Raw genomic sequence first — 15,268 nt, 5'->3', positions numbered from 1 at the left:
CCGGCGGGCGGTTCACTGCCGGGCGTGGCGCGCGGTCCGGCGGTCCGCCGGACCGCCGGTCACATGTGGACGTCGTACCGGGCGGCCTCGTGCCGCAGCCCGGCGATGCGGGCGTCGGAGGTCACGGCCAGTTCCAGGAACATCGAGCTGATCGTGTAGTTCAGTTCGGGAGCGGCGTTGGGCAGGCGGTTGCGCGGGTCGGCCGCCAGCCACAGCGCGGCGGTCAGCACGGCGAGGGAGCGGCTGTCGCGGAAGGACCGCGGCGCCAGCTCCCGCGCCAGGGCGTCCGCCCGCTCGGCGGCCGAGAGCTCCGGGTCCACGGGCCGCCGCATCGGGGCCGCGGTGACCGCGTACAGCTCGTACAGCCAGGCCGCGGTGCCGGGCAGCTCCCACATGCGGGCGGACAGGTGCTCGACGACCTCGTCGAGCCCGCCGAGCGCCAGCCGGTGGTACAGGGCGTCCACGGGCCGGTCGTGGTCCCGGTGCCAGCCGCACAGCTGCTCGTGCGCCGTGGTCCAGTTCAGCGGGCTGGAGTCCGGAAGGCCGGCCAGCTCCCCGAGCAGGAGCAGCCGCAGCCAGGTGTGCATGACCGGGCCGCTGCTCAGCAGGTGCGGCGCCGCCGGGCCGAGGAGGTAGCCGGACCCCCTGCCGCCGCGGGTGCCCGCGTCCTCCGGGACCGGGTCGACGAGCCACAGCCGGGAGCGGACCTCCTGCCCCAGCGTCCGCTGGGTCTGCTCGGTGAAGCGCGTCAGCAGCCCGGCGTCGGTGGCCGTGTCGAACTCCCGCGCCGCCGAGCACAGGACGAGGGCCCTGCGCTGCTGGTCGCCCAGGTCCTGCAGCAGGTGGTGCAGGGCGTACTGCTCCAGCCGCACCGCGCCGCCCGTGCCGCCCGCGCCGTGCGGGGCGCCGGTGCCGTGCGGGGCGCCGGTGCCGTGCGGGGCGTGCGGGGCGCCGGTGCCGCCCTCGCCGTCCTGCGGCTCCACCTCCCGCTCCAGGATCCTGCGCAGCTCCGGGTCGCCGCCGCCCTGGCCGATGATCTCCGAGACCGCCCCGTGCAGCAGGTGCACGCTCCACGGGTGGCCGTAGGTCAGCCGGTGCACCAGCGGGGTGGCCTCCGGCAGCCGCGGCGCCAGCCGCGCGCCCAGCCGGGAGACCTCGGCGGCGGTCAGGTCGGGCAGTTGCACCGGGTACCAGCGCCAGGTGCTGTCGTGCGGGCGGGCCGGCCGGCTGTCGGCCCAGTCCCGGTAGGAGACGGCTTCCGCCTGCCGGATCCGCGGCAGCCCCGGCCCGGCGGAGGACACCCCGGGCACCCTGCGGATCGTCGAGGCGGTGGCGAGGACGACCAGCGGGTCGGGGTCCAGGCCGTCCTGCGCGTCGGTGTCGCGCAGCCGCACCAGCAGGTCCAGGAACGGGCGGCCCCCGGGGCTGTCGACGTTGTCCAGCAGGACCGTGCAGTTGCGGTCCCGCCGGCCGCGCCGGTAGTCGGCGCGCAGGTCGGCGAGGAAGGCCCTGCACAACTGCTCGTCGACCTCGGCCAGGTCGGCGGGCGAGGTGCTCCTGCTCAGCTTGTTCAGGTGCACCAGCGCGTCCAGCGGCGCGTGCTGGCGGTGCCGGCTGTACCAGGCCAGGCCGGTCCTCCACACGGCCCTGGGGGGCAGCACCGACCGGCCGCGCAGGAGCAGGCCCGCCGCGAACGCGACACCGGGGACGGGCAGCAGGTTGAGCTCCTGCAGGAACCCGACCGCGTTCGACACCTGGTCGGCGAACTGGCCCCGCGCCTCGTCGCGCCGCAGCGCCTCCCGCAGCTGCGCGCCGGCGAGCCGGGCGTCGGAGCCGTCCAGGGTCAGCCCCGGGGCCACCGCCAGCAGCCCCAGCTGCAGCCGCGGGAAGTGCAGCGGAGGCTGCCGGTGCAGGCGCTGGGACAGGCCGAAGGCGATCTGCCGGGCCACCTCGTGGGGCCGCACCGCGCCCGCGTCGCGGAAGTCGTACATCGCGCAGGGGCGCCGCGACCCTCGGTGCCGGAGCCACTTGAGCACGGCGGTCTTGCCGTTGCCCCGGCGGCCCACCAGCACGATGACCGGCAGGTCCCCCTCCAGCCGTCGCCGGGTGCTGCCGGCGCGCTGCCGGCACTCGCGGTAGAGCGCCTCTATCCCCTCGATGCCGACGGGGTGTTCGGGTGGTTCGGGCACGCTGCTTGTCTCCCCTCGGACACGCGCGGGCACAGGAACGCACAGTGTGGTGCAAGTCACTGATCGTCCCACGCTGCTTCCTTGATTCCCAAGGGAATTGAGCAACCGTTGAGCAACGGCGGCCGGGTGGCCGCCCTGCCGGCGCATCGGCGGGACCGGGGTGGCAAAGCGTAGAAAACCTGTCTGTTTCGCCCTTTTCTCTTTATGGTTTGCCGACGCGGTTCGCCGGCTCCGGCGTTCAGGCAGGTGGGGCCTCCCGCCGCCACTCCTGCGCGGTCAGCGCGTACTCGACCTCGCCGTGCTCGGATCCCGGCAGCGGGTGCGGCCAGTCCTGGTGGAAGGTGCGCACGTACCGCAGGCCGGCCTTCTCCATCACCCGGCGGGAGCGGACGTTGACCGCCATCGTCGTGGCCGTCACGCGGTCCACGCCGAGCCCGGTGAACCCCTTGCGCAGCAGGGCCCGGGCCCCCTCGGTGGCCAGCCCGCGCCCCCAGGCCGCCCGGCGCAGCCGGTACCCGAGCTCGACCGTCCCGCCGTCGCCGCCTCCGCCCCCGGCGTCCTCGTCCAGCGGCCGGAACTCGAACCAGCCCAGGAACTCCCCGCCGCCCGCGCCTTTGCCGCCCGCGCCTTTGCCGTCCGCGGTCTCGGCGGCCCAGTAGCCGTGTTCTCCCGGCCATGCCCAGCGGCGCATCAGCCGGGGCAGGATCCGTGTCCGCACCGTCTCCGGAGAGGGCGGCCCGTCCCCGTCGAGGAACCGCATGACCTCCGGGTCACTGTTGAGGGCGGCCAGGTGGTCCGCGTCGGCCTCGGTGAGCGGCCGCAGCACCATCCGGTCGGTCGTCAGGAAAACCGTCATCCGGCGATCCTCGCCACCTCGCCGCTCTCCGCCAACCGATTTCGGCCGTGCCCGGGGAGCACGGCCGGGAACCGGCTTCACCGGAGCCCCGGACGGGACTACGGTCGGTGGTGTGACTGCCGGGTCGGCCACGTGCTCCGCACGAGCGGGACGCCCGGCCTCGCCGTGAGCGCGAGGCGGGCGAGAGCCCCGCCTCCCCCCTCCGCGTCCTCCCCTTCCGGCGCCCGCGCGCGGCGCCCTTCCCAGTGGAACCCGAGACCCGGAGAGACACCACAGATGCCGTACGACCAGCAGCACCTGCACGAGCCGTCCGTCACCGCCGTCCAGCTGGACCACACCATCGTCCGCGCCAGGGACCGGAAGCTGTCGGCGGAGTTCATCGCCGCGATCCTGGGGCTGGAGGTCGGCGCCCCGTTCGGGCCGTTCCTGCCCGTCGACCTCGGCAACGGCGTGACGCTCGACTACTACGCCATGAGCGACGAGCCGATACAGCCGCAGCACTACGCGTTCCTCGTGCCCGAGGAGCAGTTCGACACGATGATCGGCCGCCTGGAGGCGGCGGGGATCACTTACTACGCCGACCCCCGCCACACCGAACCCGGCCGCACCAACAGCTTCTCCGGAGGCCGCGGCGCGTACTTCGACGACCCGGACGGCCACAACATGGAGATCATGACCCGGCCCTACGCCCGGCCCTGACCCCCTGCGCCGGGGCCCGCCGCACCTGCGCGGCGGGTCCCCGGCACAGGCCGTCAGGCCGGCGGCTCGCTCAGCTCGGCGCAGCGCAGGGCCGCCGCCAGCGCCTGCTCGTCGCCGACGTCGAGGGCGGTGTCGGTCAGCTTGATGACGTGCTCGTCGCCGTGCGCCAGGGCCCGCTCGAAGACCTCCTCGGGGGTGAAGGCGCCCGGCGGGGCGTACGCGACCGGGGCGTCGGGCGCGTACATCGCGGTCACCGCCGCGGACGCCGTCCAGGCGGCGTGCAGGCTCGGCACCCACAAAGGGCGCGGGAGCGCGGGCAGGGTGCGCAGCACGGCGTTGGGCGCCGTGGCCGCGTGGACCAGCATCGTCTCCTCGCCGTGGCCGTGCGTGGCGTACCGGTGGGTGGCCGCCCGCACCAGTTCGGCGAGGCGGCGGTGCGCCTCGTCCGGGTCGGTGACGGAGGCCGCCCACGACGGCAGGCCCGTGAGGCGGCCGAGCCGGTCGGGGAAGCCGCCGTCCCGTGCGGCGAGGGGCGTCACCGTGTCGAGGGCGGCGGCCGCGCCGTCCGCGCCCGGCAGCACGGCGAGGCCCGTCACGGGCCGGTGGCGGGCGGCCCAGTAACCGAGGCCGTGGGCGAGCTCCGTCAGACGCGGCCCGGTGGCCTCGCCGGCCAGGAGGGTGCGCACCGCGTGGCCCACCCGGATCACCGGGTGCGTCGAGCCGCCGTACATGCCGGGCAGGAGACGGGGCCACCACTCGGCCAACACGTCGCGCCAGGGCCGCTCGGCGACCTCGCGGCCGAAGTGGTCGATCCAGTCGGCGGCGCGGCGCGGGTCGCCGAGCGCAGAGCGCCAGTGGGCGGCGGTGACCGGTTCGACCCGGGGCGGGAAGTTCTCGAGCTTGCGCGAGTACAGGTCGAGCCACCGGTGCACCGAGCCGGCCCGGCCGTGCGCGGCGAGGGCCTCGACGGCCATCGGCGCGTGATTGGTGAGCCGCCCGAGCCGCTCCGGTCCGCAGCCGTGCAGTCGCTGGAGTGCCTCGTCGAGAATGCCCGTCGTGTCCATGGCGAGGACGGTAGGCGAGGCGCCGCGGCGGCGTAACGGGCCGAAGGCCTAGGACCGGGCTGTACCACCACCCGGCGCGGGGCGCGGTGCGTCCGTCCGACCACGCCGTGGATCGTCCCGCCTCCGGGCGCTGCCCGTGGGGCGGTCGGCCCGCGGCGGCCGCCGCGTCAAAGGTTCCAGTGGTCGCGCTGCGGCAGTTCGACCCACAGGTCGGGCGGCCCGGTGACGGCGCGCGCGTCGGCCGGGCGCAGCCCGACGAGGGCGCACGAGTAGGCCACCGCGTTGTGCCGGTAGAGGTAGGAGGCCAGGACCTCCTCGGACGTGGCGTCCGGGTCCGGTGCACCGCCCGGGTGGAGGTCCGAGCCCTCGACGGTCCCGTCGCGGACGATGCTGCCCTGGTCGCCGCTCTTGGGGTTGGCGTACAGGCCGTAGCAGACGGTGCCGGCGGACAGGCGGGCCAGCACGCCCGGCATTTGCGGCGCGAACCCCCACGGCTGGGTGACGACGCAGCCGCCCGGCACGGTCGTCACGCCGACGGTGAGGCCGAGCTCGCCCTCGTCGTACGGGTACAGTCCGCCGTACGGGTTCGGGCGGCCGTCCGGATCCTCGTCCTCCGGCGGAGCCGCCGCACGGTGCACCGCTTCCAGGCGGTGCACCGCCTCCTCGGCGTCGATCCCGGCCACGCACGCCAGCCCCGTGCCGTCGTAGTACAGGTCTCCCAGCGCCGCGACGAGCCGCCTGCCCTCCCGGGCCGCTGCGCGCTCCGCCCCGGTCAGCCCGCGTTCCCCCTCGGGGAGCGGGAACAGGTCCGGCGTCGGCCCGGCCAGGCCGAGCCGTCCCGGCGACCAGCCGCCGACCAGGGGCCGCCAGGGGTCGGCCCCGGCGGCGGCGAGGGCCCGCGCGTTGTCCGGCCGGCCGTGCCAGACGGCCTCCCACAGTGCGGTCGTCCCGTCCTCGAGCGCGTCCACGTCCGCGACGCGCCGGGCCACTTCCGCGACGACCTCCGGCGAGCCGAACCGCGCCACGTGGTGCAGGAGCCTCCCCCCGCCCCACCCCTCCGGATCGGCCCCCCGGTCGAGACGCCACCGGACAACCCCGTGGTCCTGCCAGTCCTTCCAGCCGACGCCCGCCCAGCCGTGCTCCCGGCCCGTCATCGTGCCCCCTCCGCCGCTCACCCGGGCGGCTCCTCACGCCGTCCCGCACACACCGTCGCAGGCGGGTCCGACACAACTCGCCGTCACCTGACTGAGGGTCACCTGAATGCGCCCGGAGGCGCCTCACCGCTTTCCGGCCGCCTCCCGGGGGAACCGGAACTCGGCCCAGACGGCCTTGCCCGCTCCGCCGCGGAAGGGGGAGACGCCCCAGGCGTCGGCGAGGGCCGAGACGAGCAGCAGCCCGCGGCCGCCGGTCCCGGGCTCGCCCTCCCGCCCGGGAGCGGACACCAAGGGCCGGTCCGGGTCCTGCGGCGGCAGGTCCTTCCCGTCGTCGTGCACCTCGACGCGCAGGGTCGCCGCCCCGGTGGCGGACGTGCGGACCAGGGCGATCCGCAGCAGAAAACCGCAGTCCGGCGGGGCGCCGTGGACCAGGGCGTTGGTGGCCAGCTCCGAGACGCACACCAGGACGTCGTCCAGCCGGTCGTCACCGGCAGGGAGGGGTGGCGGGGGAGGGGCGAGCCGGGAGGCCACGGCGGCGGCGTGGTCCCGTGCGGCCCGCACGGAGTACGGATGCCGGGGGAACGCCCGCTCGCTGGAGGTGATGGCGAAACACGGAGTCACGGAAGAGGGAATGTCGGTCTTCATCAGCACAAAGATCCGCACGGCCGCCCAGCCCGGCCAGGTCTCTTCCGAGGACCCGCACCGTTGTGTGCGGTGACGGCCCACCGGTACGCGCCGCTCGCCGTCACCCCCTGCCCCCGTGCGGAGTTGGAGGACACACACGACGGCGAACGGGGTGACAGGAATGGGAAGCAGGAACGACGCGGGCTCGACGACGCTCAAGTACTTCGGCAGCCAACTGAAGCTGCTCAGAGGGCGTGCGGGGCTCTCCCGTGCCGAACTCGGCGAGCGGGTGGGGTACTCGGAGGCGATGGTGGCCGCCGTCGAGCAGGGCCGGCGGATTCCCCAGCAGGGCTTCGTGGACCAGGCCGACGAGGCCCTGGACGCACGCGGCGTGCTCAGGATCGGCGCATCCTTCCTCGCCCAGGCGCGCTACCCGTCCTGGTTCCAGGACTTCGCGATCCTGGAGGCGGACGCGGTGAGCATGTACCTGTACAGCAACCAGACCGTCCCGGGCGTGCTCCAGACCGAGGAGTACGCCCGGGCGGTGGTCGGCGGCAGCTGTCCTCCGCCCGACGACGACGAGGTGGAGCGGCGCGTTGCGGCGCGACTCGACCGCCAGACTCTGCTGACGCGTACGCCGCGCCCGGTACTGGGTTTCGTGATCGAGGAGGTGGTGGTCCGGCGACCGATCGGTGGTTCCGCCGTCATGGAGGGGCAGTTGAGGCGCCTGCTGGATTGCGCGCGGATGCGCAACGTCTCCCTCCAGGTCATGCCGACCTGTCGGGAGACGCATGCCGGACTGGAAGGCCCGATGGTGCTGCTGGAAACCCAGGATCGCCGTAACCTGGCCTACGTCGAGGGCCAGCGCGGCAGTTTCCTGATCTCCGAGCAGGACGAGGTGAGTGTGCTCATGCAGCGCTACGGCATCCTGCGCGCCCAGGCCCTCAGCCCGGAAGAGTCGGCGAGCCTCATCGAGCAGGTATTGGGGGAACTGTGAACAACGACCGTTCCGAAGAAACCGTCTCCGAACCGACCTGGTTCAAGAGCAGTTACAGCGGCGGCGACGGCGGGGAGTGCGTGGAGGTCGCCGCGGCTCCCGGTGCCGTCCGCGTGCGGGACTCCAAGGACCGGGAGGGCGGGACGCTCGCGTTCTCCCCGGAGGCGTGGACGGCGTTCGTCGCCTTCGCAGCGTCCGCCGCGCCGCTCGCGGAGCGCTGAGCCGGGGCGCCTGCTGGTGGAGTCCGCGGGCGGCACGAAGCCGCGGGCGTCCGTGGCCAGGCCCGCGGCCTTCAGGCCGAGCCCGTCGTCGGAGATGACCACGCGGTGGCCGTCGGGCCCGGAAGGCGGTCACGCGCGCAGGGGGCGGTCACGCGAGCGGGGGAGTGCCGCCCGACCGTGGCTCGACGGGTGTCAGTACGCCGATCCGCCGTTCGACGGCCTCCGCGCCGGCCAGGCACAGGTCCTCCCTGTACATCGGCCCGATCAGCTGCACCCCCTGCGGCAGCCCGTCGAGGACCCCGCCGGGGACGGCCACAGCAGGCAGCCCGACGAAGCTGGTCGCGGTGCACAGCCGCATCGCGCGGGTCACCCGCTCGTGCCCGTCCGTGCTGCCGGACTCCAGGCCCGGCTCGACCGGCGGCTCGGTGAACACCGGCCCGAGGACCAGCCGGTACCGCTGGAAGAGGCGGGCCCAGTCCCGCTGGAGGCCCAGGCGGACACCGGTCAGCCGCAGGTACTCGGGGAGTTCGACGGGCGGGGTCCGGTCCATCGACATCTCGATGTAGGCGCGGCTGCTCCCGGGCAGTACCGTGCGGATCCGCGGCCAGGCGAGCGCGAACTCCGTCATGATCATGTGGCCGTACGCCGCGAGGGTCTCCGCCAGGCGGGGGACGTCGGGAATCTCCTCCACCTCGTATCCGGCGTCCCGGAGGGCGTCCGCCGCGGCGGCGACCGCCGCCCGCACACCGGGGTGCGCCCCCTGGCCGCCGGGGTCGGCCACCACCGCCACCCTCGGCCGCGTCCCGGCGTCCGGCCCGTACAGCGGCACGGGGACGGCGCGCGGGTCGCGCGGGTCCGTTCCGGCCAGTGCCTCGTAGGCCAGGCGCAGGTCGCCGACCGTGCGGGCGAGGGGGCCGTCCACCGGCACGAGCTGGGAGGCCAGGGTCGGGTCGTCCGGGCCGATGCGGTGGTCGGAGGGGAAGCGGCCGTACGTGGGTTTCAGCCCGGCCGTACCGCAGAAGGCGGCCGGGATGCGGATCGAGCCGCCCGAGTCGTTGCCCAGTCCCAGCGGCGCCATGCCGGAGGCCACGGCGGCCCCGTCGCCGCCGCTGCTGCCGCCGGGGGTGCGGCCGGGGTGCCACGGGTTGCGCGTCTCCCCGAACAGTTCGCTGCGCGGGTGCATCCCGCCCACGGTCAGGTCCGGCATGTTGCTGTGCCCGACGGGGATCGCGCCCGCAGCCCGCAGCCGGGCCACCGGCGGGGCGTCCTCCCCGGCCCGCATCCCCCGGAAGTGCGCCAGGCCGTGCGTGGTCGGCACCCCGCCGATGCAGATGTTCTCCTTCACTGTGAACGGCACGCCGGCCAGCGGGCCCGGCCGCTCGCCGGTCGCGCGCCGCCGGTCGAGGTCCTCGGCGTCGCGGCGCGCGACGTCGGCGAGCGTCTGCGTCACGGCGTTGACCACCGGGTTGACCTCGGCGATCCGGGCGAGGTGGCTCTCGACGACCTCCGCGGCCCGGACCTCTCCGCCGGCGACCGCGGCGGCCAGCTCCGCGGCGGTCCACTTCCAGAGTTCGGTTTCCACGGCGACGCGGCCCTCCGTTTTCCGATGCAAGTGCATCGGATCGTACACTGGCATCCGATGCATTTGCATCGGAAAAGCATGGGACCGGAACGGCGGGCGGTGGGTGCGGCATGCCCAAGCAGGTGGACCACGAACGGCGACGGCGCCGGGTGATCGAGGCGGTGTACGCGCTGGCCGACGAGCACGGGCTGGAGGGAGTCACCCTGCGCGACGTCGCCCGGCAGGCCGGGATGTCCATGGGGGCCGTCCAGCGCAGCTTCCGCACCAAGGACGAGATGCTCGCCCTCGCCCTGGCGCACGTCAGCGAGGCGTTCGCCGCCAGGGTGCGCGCGGCCGCCGACGAACCGTCACCGCCCGCCCCCGCCCTGGCCCGCGTGGCCGGGGACCTCGCCCTGCTCGGCGCCGAGCGGCGCCCGGAGGCGCAGGTCTGGCTGGCGTTCGTCGCCCGCGCCGCCGTCACCCCCGCGATGGCGGGGATCCTCCGGGACGGCTACCCGGCGGTGCAGGGACTGCTCGCCGGCCTGGTCCGGGAAGCGGCCGGTACTGCCGTGGACGCCGAACTGGAGGCGCGCACGCTGCTCGCCCTCGCCGACGGCCTCACCGTCCAGGTGCTCCTCGGGCAGCTCGGCCAGGACGAGGCCCGGCGGATCCTCGACGCGCACGTGGACGGGCTCTGCGGGTCCGCGGCGGGCGACCGGCCCCGCAAGGGGCCGGCCGTGCCGTCGTAGGGGCCGGGCCGGCCCGCGGCGGACGGACCGGCGGGCCGGCCCGGCGGGCTCAGTGGAGGCAGAGGCAGAACGGATGGCCGGCCGGGTCCGCGTAGACCCGCCAGTTGGCCTCCGGGCGGATCCGGTCCGTCCGCTCCAGTACGGTCGCACCGAGGGCGAGGGCCCGCTTCTCCTCCCCGTCGAGATCGTCCACGTCGAAGTCCAGGTGGACCTGCTGCGGGTGCTCCTGACCGGGCCACTCGGGCGGCCGGTAGTTGTCCACCCGCTGGCAGGCCAGCGGCGTCCCCTCGAACCCGTGCACCTCGATCCAGCCGGGTTCCTCCGGGTCCGGGACCACCCGGCCGCCGAGCAGGTCCGCGTAGAACTCCGCAAGCCGTACCGGGTCGGCGCAGTCCAGCGCGACCGCCTGCAGCTTTCGAATCACTTCCGAAACCCCTCACTCCTCGGCCGCTTCCGCGACGCCCCCGTACGGGAGGGGGCGTACCCCGCCGCCGCGACGGGCATGCGCGGCGGCACGCCGACCGGCCCGGGCGGCCCCCGGGCGGACGGCCCCTGGGCCCGTCAGGCGACCGTGGTGCACAGGACGGACTTGCCGTCGTCGACCTCCCAGGTCCAGTAGGAGGTCCGGTCGTACTGGTCCTCGGAGCAGAACCCGCGCGGGATCGTCTTCGGCGCCTTGTAGTAGCCGGTGATCCGGAGTATCTGGTTGTAGCCCGACGGGACGGTGTCCGCGTCGCAGTTCCACACGTTCGTGAGCAGCCCGTCCTGGACGGCGCCCTTGTCCGACTGCTTCGCCACGAAGCACTGGCCCTCGCGGAACTGGCGTTGCACGCACAGCGTGGTGCTGCCGGTGGTCCCCACGTGGGACCAGTAGCTGCGCCCCGCACCCGTCGGGCAGTCCGAACCGAAGGAGTCCGAGGTGTCGGACACCCAGAAGTAGGCGCTGGCCGCGTCGCAGTCGACGGTCCGGGGCACGTCGGTGTTCCAGTCCTCGCCCTCCCGGTAGGCGTCGAGGCAGTCGCCGGGGCTCACCGCCCGGAAGGCGAGGTCCTCCGGCTCGGGGGTGGGCGAGGGCGGCGGCGTGTAGTACCCCTGCGAGCCCGCGCCCGAGCTCGAACCCGCACTCGAGCCCGTGCTCGTCGCCCCCGCTGACGTGCCGTCGTCCTGGTTCTGCTGGTAGAGGGCGAAGAACCAGACGGCCGCGACGAGGAGGAACACGCCTCCCCAGCCCTTCTGCGCCTTCTCGGTCCTCCGGGTCTCCGCGGCGGCCGCGGGGACGGCCCCTGCCGGGGAGCCGGTCCCGGTGCTCGGACGCACCCTCTCGGGGCGTGGCCGAACCCCCTGCGGACGCGGACGGCCCCCGTCCGGGCGCGGGTGGTCGTGGAGGCGGGTGTAGGGGCGCGTGGGGGAGCCGGAGGCCCCGCGGTTCCTGAGGTTCTCGGTCGGTGCGTCCGGTGACGGCGCCCGGGCCGCGCCCCTTTGCAGCTCCTGCCCGCGGCGCCCGTACTCGTCGACGAGCCGGGCCCACGCCGGGGGCAGCCAGCCCGTGCCGCCCGGTGGCGCCGGCCCGTCCGCGAGGGCGTCGGCGAGCTGCCCGACGATCCGCGCGGGCTCCGGGCGTTCCTCCGGGTCCGTCCTCAGGCACGGGAGGATCAGCGGTTCCAGTTCGGGCGGCAGGCCGGACAGGTCCACCTGTCCCCGCGAGACCTGCGACAGCAGCCGCAGCGTGTCGCCCACCTCGGTGTAGGGCGGTCGGCCGACCGCGAGGTGGAACAGTGTGGCGCCCAGCGAGTAGACGTCCGAGGCCGTGGTGCTCGGCTCGCCGCTCGCCTGCTCGGGCGAGGTGAAGGCGATGGTGCCCAGGGTGAGCATGGTCCGCGTGGTGTCGGCCGCGTGGGAGATGCCGAAGTCGATCAGGCGCGGGCCGTCCGGCGGCAGCAGGATGTTGGACGGCTTGACGTCCCGGTGGACGACCTCTGCCCGGTGCAGGCAGAGCAGCGCCTCCGCCGCGCCGGCGGCCACCCGCTCGACGGCGCCGACGGGCAGCGTGCCGGCCTGCTGCACCAGTTCGGCGAGCGAGGGGGCGGGAACGTACTCGGTGGCCATCCACGGCGGCCGCGCCTCGACGTCTGCGGCGACCACGTCCACGGTGTGGATGCCCTTGACCCGGCGGGCGAGCTTCACCTCGCGGGCGAACCGCTCCCGGTCGGCGTCGCCGACCGCCGCCTCGGCCAGCAGCGTCTTCACCGCGACCAGCCGGCCGCCGGGCGAGGACGCCAGGTACACCCGTCCCATGGCCCCGGAGCCGAGGCGCCCGAGCACGCGATAAGGGCCGAACGACTGCGGGTCCCCCGCCTCGGTCGGCCGAACACCTGACCCGGCCACGCCACCCCCCGACGACGCACAGCGCCCGCTGCCCCACTGCAGCGCGACGGGAGCAGGGTAGCGCCGTTCCGGGCGGTCCCGGAACGGCGTCGCCGGGTGGCGGGGTGGGGCGGCGTAGCCAGGGGGCGGGGCTCAGCGGGGTGTGGGCACGAGGAGGACGGCGGGGCCGCCGGCGAAGAGGGCCGAGGCGCGGTTGGGGCCGGCGGGGTGGACGGCGCCGGTGATCAGGTCGGTCCAGGGGCCCCCGGGCAGGTCCAGGACGGTGTCGTGCCAGCCGCCGGACTGCGCGAGGTCGCGTGAGAGCCGGACGACGGCGGTGATCGCCCCGCCGGCCGTCCCGTTCCCGCCGCCCGTCCCGTCCCCGCCGTCCCCGCCGCCTCGGAGGAAGGCGAGCAGGTGCTCGGCGGCCGGGCCGCGGGCGTGCAGCGGGGCGTAGCCGCCTCCGGCGCCGAACCACTCGGGGTGCTCGCGGCGCAGCCGCAGGGCGGTGGCGGTCAGCCGCAGCTTGCGGTCGGACAGGTTCCCGGTGGGCCCCCGGCCCAGGGACAGGGAGCGTTCGAACCCGTCGGCGTCGAACGGACGGGGGAAGTCCACCGGGCGGCGGTTGTCCGGGTCCACGAGGGTGAGCAGCTCCCGCTCGGAGCCCTGGTAGAGGTCGGGGACGCCGGGCATCGTCAGGTGGACCAGGGCGGCGCCGAGGGAGTTGGCGTGCGCGTACGGTTCCAGGACGGCGGTGAACGAGGCCAGGGCGGCCACCTGCTCCTCGTCCTCGCACAGGCCGCGCACGAACGCCTCCACGGCGGCCTCGTAGTCGGGGTCCGGGGTGGTCCAGCCGGTGCGCAGTCGGGCCTCGCGCACCGACTTCAGCACGGCGGGCACCAGCCGTTCCGCTTCGCAGTGCCCCAGGCCGACCGCGGTCTGCCGCACCAGGTACTCCACCTGGCGGTCCGGGGCGGCGGGCCTGCCGCGCCCGTCGGCCGCGGACTCCTTCTCCAGCCACTCGCGCCACAGTTCGGGCACCTCGGACAGCACGGCCAGCCGGGCGCGCACGTCCGCGCTGCGCTTGGTGTCGTGGGTGGACAGCACCGTGGCGGTGGCCGGCCAGTCGCGCTGGATGCGGGCGGCGAAGGCGTGGAAGTCCTCCGGGGAGGTGCCGGGGCGCGCCGGGTCGCCGCCGACCTCGTTCACGCCCAGCAGCGGGTGCCAGCGGTAGAAGGCGGTGTCCTCGACCGCCTTGGCGCGCAGCGCGGAGGAGACCTGGGCGAAGCGGACGGCGAAGTCGTCGTGGTCGGGGCCGCGGCCGAGCCGCCCGAGCGCCAGGTCGCGCACGACGTCGACCGCGTGCGCCTCCTCGGGGACGGCGAAGGCCGCGCGGGCGGGCCCTGCGGCGGCCTCCAGCAGGGCGGCGTCGCGTTCGGGGGCGGGCTCGCCGGGGACGACGTAGGGGCGGTAGACGGGGATGCCCGCCAGCAGCCCCCGCACGGCGGTGCGCAGCGCCCACGGGGCGTGGTCCGCCAGCTGCGGGTCCTTCGAGCAGACGCGGTCGGCGGCGCGGACCAGGCGGGCGACCTCGGTCGCCAGGTCCTCGGTGACGACCTCCCCGGTGGCGCGGGCGACGGTGGCTGCCCAGTTGCCGCCCAGGGTGGCGGGGAGGCGGGCGAAGTCGGTCCACACCTCGGCCAGGCGGGCGGCGCCCGCCGGGTCGACGAACAGGCCGTCGACGTGCTTGAGCGCGTCGTAGCCGGTGGTGCCCGCGCAGGGCCAGTCGGCGGGCAGGGGTTCGCCGGGGCCGAGGATCTTCTCCACCACGGTCCACCGCCCGCCGGTGGCCGCGTGCAGGCGGCGCAGGTAGCCGCGGGGGTCGGCGAGGCCGTCGGGGTGGTCCACGCGCAGGCCGTCCACGACCCCGTCGCGGACGAGTTCCAGGAGCTTGCCGTGGGTGGCGGCGAAGACCGCCTCGTCCTCCACGCGCACCCCGATGAGGTCGGAGATGGTGAAGAAGCGGCGGTGGTTGAGCTCGGTGCGGGCCAGCCGCCACCAGGCCAGGCGGTACCACTGGTGCTCCAGCAGCCCGGGCAGGGGCAGGTCCTCGGTGCCGGGCCGCAGCGGGAAGACGTGGTCGTGGTAGCGCAGCACCCTCTCCTCCCGGCCCCGGACGGTGGCGGTGCCGGTCTCCAGGGCGCCGAGCTCGGGGCCCAGCCGGCCGCCTAGGACGGGCAGCAGCAGCCGGCCCTCCTGCACCGCCCAGTCGATGTCGAACCAGTCGGCGAAGCGGGATCCGGGGCCGTCGCGCAGCACCTCCCACAGCGGTTCGCTCAGGTGCTCGGGGACGGGGACGGCCATGTGGTTGGGCACGATGTCCACGACCAGCCCCATGCCGTGCGCGCGGGCGGTGCGGGCCAGGGAGCGCAGGGCGTCCTCGCCGCCGATCTCCTCGCCGATCCGGGTGTGGTCGACCACGTCGTAGCCGTGGGTGGAGCCGGGACAGGCCTGGAGCACCGGGGACAGGTGCAGGTGCGAGACGCCCAGTGCGGCCAGACGGGGGACGGCGGCCTCGGCCGCGGACAGGGGGAAGTCCGGCTGGAGCTGCAGCCGGTACGTCGCGGTGGGCACCGCCGGGGCTGCGGGAGCCGTTCCGGCGGGGGCCGGTTCGGGCCGGTGCTGCTCGGGCCGGTGCTGCTCGGGCGTCGGCGTCATGAAGCTCTGACTACCCCGTGGCCGGGCCGCTCACCACCCGGGGGCCCGGGCCGGGGGGCGCTTTCCGGCCGA

The 15,268-nt window shown here is 75.3% G+C and carries 13 protein-coding genes; 4 read left to right on the top strand and 9 right to left on the bottom strand.

The features are described 5' to 3' along the window. Positions 1 to 59 precede the first annotated feature (59 nt). Together GQS52_RS05745 and GQS52_RS05740 are read right to left on the bottom strand one after the other, a co-directional pair. Positions 60 to 2,189, bottom strand: coding sequence for a hypothetical protein (locus tag GQS52_RS05745; RefSeq protein WP_182311974.1), 2,130 nt, complete (start codon positions 2,187 to 2,189; stop codon positions 60 to 62). A 238-nt stretch (positions 2,190 to 2,427) separates the two neighbouring features. Then, the gene (locus tag GQS52_RS05740; RefSeq protein WP_182311972.1) at positions 2,428 to 3,045 is read right to left on the bottom strand and encodes a GNAT family N-acetyltransferase; all 618 of its coding nucleotides are present in this window, start codon (positions 3,043 to 3,045) and stop codon (positions 2,428 to 2,430) included. A 276-nt stretch (positions 3,046 to 3,321) separates the two neighbouring features. On the opposite strand from GQS52_RS05740, the gene GQS52_RS05735 reads away from it, so the two are divergent. After that, the gene (locus tag GQS52_RS05735; RefSeq protein WP_182311969.1) at positions 3,322 to 3,744 is read left to right on the top strand and encodes a VOC family protein; all 423 of its coding nucleotides are present in this window, start codon (positions 3,322 to 3,324) and stop codon (positions 3,742 to 3,744) included. A gap of 53 nt (positions 3,745 to 3,797) precedes the next feature. Here GQS52_RS05735 and GQS52_RS05730 read toward each other — a convergent pair whose 3' ends face one another. The 3 genes from GQS52_RS05730 to GQS52_RS05720 form a co-directional block, all read right to left on the bottom strand. Further along, positions 3,798 to 4,808, bottom strand: coding sequence for a questin oxidase family protein (locus GQS52_RS05730; protein ID WP_182311968.1), 1,011 nt, complete (start codon positions 4,806 to 4,808; stop codon positions 3,798 to 3,800). 167 nt (positions 4,809 to 4,975) lie between these two features. Beyond that, a complete protein-coding gene (locus tag GQS52_RS05725) occupies positions 4,976 to 5,962 on the bottom strand; it encodes an ankyrin repeat domain-containing protein (RefSeq protein WP_182316237.1) in 987 nt (328 codons plus the stop codon). Positions 5,963 to 6,085: 123 nt separating this feature from the next. Further along, positions 6,086 to 6,607 carry an ATP-binding protein gene (locus GQS52_RS05720; protein ID WP_182311967.1) on the bottom strand — a complete coding sequence of 174 codons (522 nt, stop codon included), beginning with the start codon at positions 6,605 to 6,607 and terminating at the stop codon, positions 6,086 to 6,088. A 160-nt stretch (positions 6,608 to 6,767) separates the two neighbouring features. Between GQS52_RS05720 and GQS52_RS05715 the strand changes: the two genes are divergently transcribed. Together GQS52_RS05715 and GQS52_RS05710 are read left to right on the top strand one after the other, a co-directional pair. Then, positions 6,768 to 7,583: a helix-turn-helix transcriptional regulator gene (locus GQS52_RS05715; protein WP_182311966.1), complete on the top strand. Its 816-nt coding sequence runs from the start codon at positions 6,768 to 6,770 to the stop codon at positions 7,581 to 7,583. Further along, a complete protein-coding gene (locus GQS52_RS05710) occupies positions 7,580 to 7,804 on the top strand; it encodes a DUF397 domain-containing protein (RefSeq protein WP_259370616.1) in 225 nt (74 codons plus the stop codon). Before GQS52_RS05715 ends, GQS52_RS05710 begins: the two co-directional genes overlap by 4 nt. Positions 7,805 to 7,952: 148 nt before the next feature. Here GQS52_RS05710 and GQS52_RS05705 read toward each other — a convergent pair whose 3' ends face one another. Next, the gene (locus GQS52_RS05705) at positions 7,953 to 9,386 is read right to left on the bottom strand and encodes an amidase (protein ID WP_259370615.1); all 1,434 of its coding nucleotides are present in this window, start codon (positions 9,384 to 9,386) and stop codon (positions 7,953 to 7,955) included. Positions 9,387 to 9,496: 110 nt separating this feature from the next. Here GQS52_RS05705 and GQS52_RS05700 point away from each other — a divergent pair, with 110 nt between their 5' ends. Then, complete coding sequence (locus tag GQS52_RS05700) at positions 9,497 to 10,114, top strand: TetR family transcriptional regulator C-terminal domain-containing protein (protein ID WP_182311964.1); 618 nt, start codon at positions 9,497 to 9,499, stop codon at positions 10,112 to 10,114. A 49-nt stretch (positions 10,115 to 10,163) separates the two neighbouring features. Here the strand turns inward: GQS52_RS05700 and GQS52_RS05695 are convergent, their stop codons facing one another. From GQS52_RS05695 to treY, 3 genes are all read right to left on the bottom strand, one after another. Further along, positions 10,164 to 10,538, bottom strand: coding sequence for a VOC family protein (locus tag GQS52_RS05695; protein WP_182311963.1), 375 nt, complete (start codon positions 10,536 to 10,538; stop codon positions 10,164 to 10,166). Positions 10,539 to 10,675: 137 nt separating this feature from the next. After that, entirely contained in the window at positions 10,676 to 12,499 is a 1,824-nt protein-coding gene (locus GQS52_RS05690) for a serine/threonine-protein kinase (protein WP_259370614.1), read from the bottom strand. A 132-nt stretch (positions 12,500 to 12,631) separates the two neighbouring features. Beyond that, positions 12,632 to 15,196, bottom strand: a complete 2,565-nt coding sequence (gene treY / locus GQS52_RS05685; RefSeq protein ID WP_182311961.1) for a malto-oligosyltrehalose synthase — start codon at positions 15,194 to 15,196, stop codon at positions 12,632 to 12,634. Positions 15,197 to 15,268: the final 72 nt, after the last annotated feature.

The organism is Streptomyces sp. SCUT-3 (assembly GCF_014083985.1).
Taxonomy (GTDB): domain Bacteria; phylum Actinomycetota; class Actinomycetes; order Streptomycetales; family Streptomycetaceae; genus Streptomyces_H; species Streptomyces_H thermolineatus.
Note: the sequence above shows the minus strand (reverse complement) of the source record. Positions and strands in the feature narration are given on the sequence as shown.

Bases quoted from the DNA above. Each gene is read 5' to 3' on its own strand.
- GQS52_RS05740 (WP_182311972.1), bottom strand. From the start codon at position 3,045: ATGACGGTTTTCCTGACGACCGACCGGATGGTGCTGCGGCCGCTCACC.
- GQS52_RS05735 (WP_182311969.1), top strand. From the start codon at position 3,322: ATGCCGTACGACCAGCAGCACCTGCACGAGCCGTCCGTCACCGCCGTC.
- GQS52_RS05730 (WP_182311968.1), bottom strand. From the start codon at position 4,808: ATGGACACGACGGGCATTCTCGACGAGGCACTCCAGCGACTGCACGGC.
- GQS52_RS05725 (WP_182316237.1), bottom strand. From the start codon at position 5,962: ATGACGGGCCGGGAGCACGGCTGGGCGGGCGTCGGCTGGAAGGACTGG.
- GQS52_RS05720 (WP_182311967.1), bottom strand. From the start codon at position 6,607: ATGAAGACCGACATTCCCTCTTCCGTGACTCCGTGTTTCGCCATCACC.
- GQS52_RS05715 (WP_182311966.1), top strand. From the start codon at position 6,768: ATGGGAAGCAGGAACGACGCGGGCTCGACGACGCTCAAGTACTTCGGC.
- GQS52_RS05700 (WP_182311964.1), top strand. From the start codon at position 9,497: ATGCCCAAGCAGGTGGACCACGAACGGCGACGGCGCCGGGTGATCGAG.
- treY (WP_182311961.1), bottom strand. From the start codon at position 15,196: ATGACGCCGACGCCCGAGCAGCACCGGCCCGAGCAGCACCGGCCCGAA.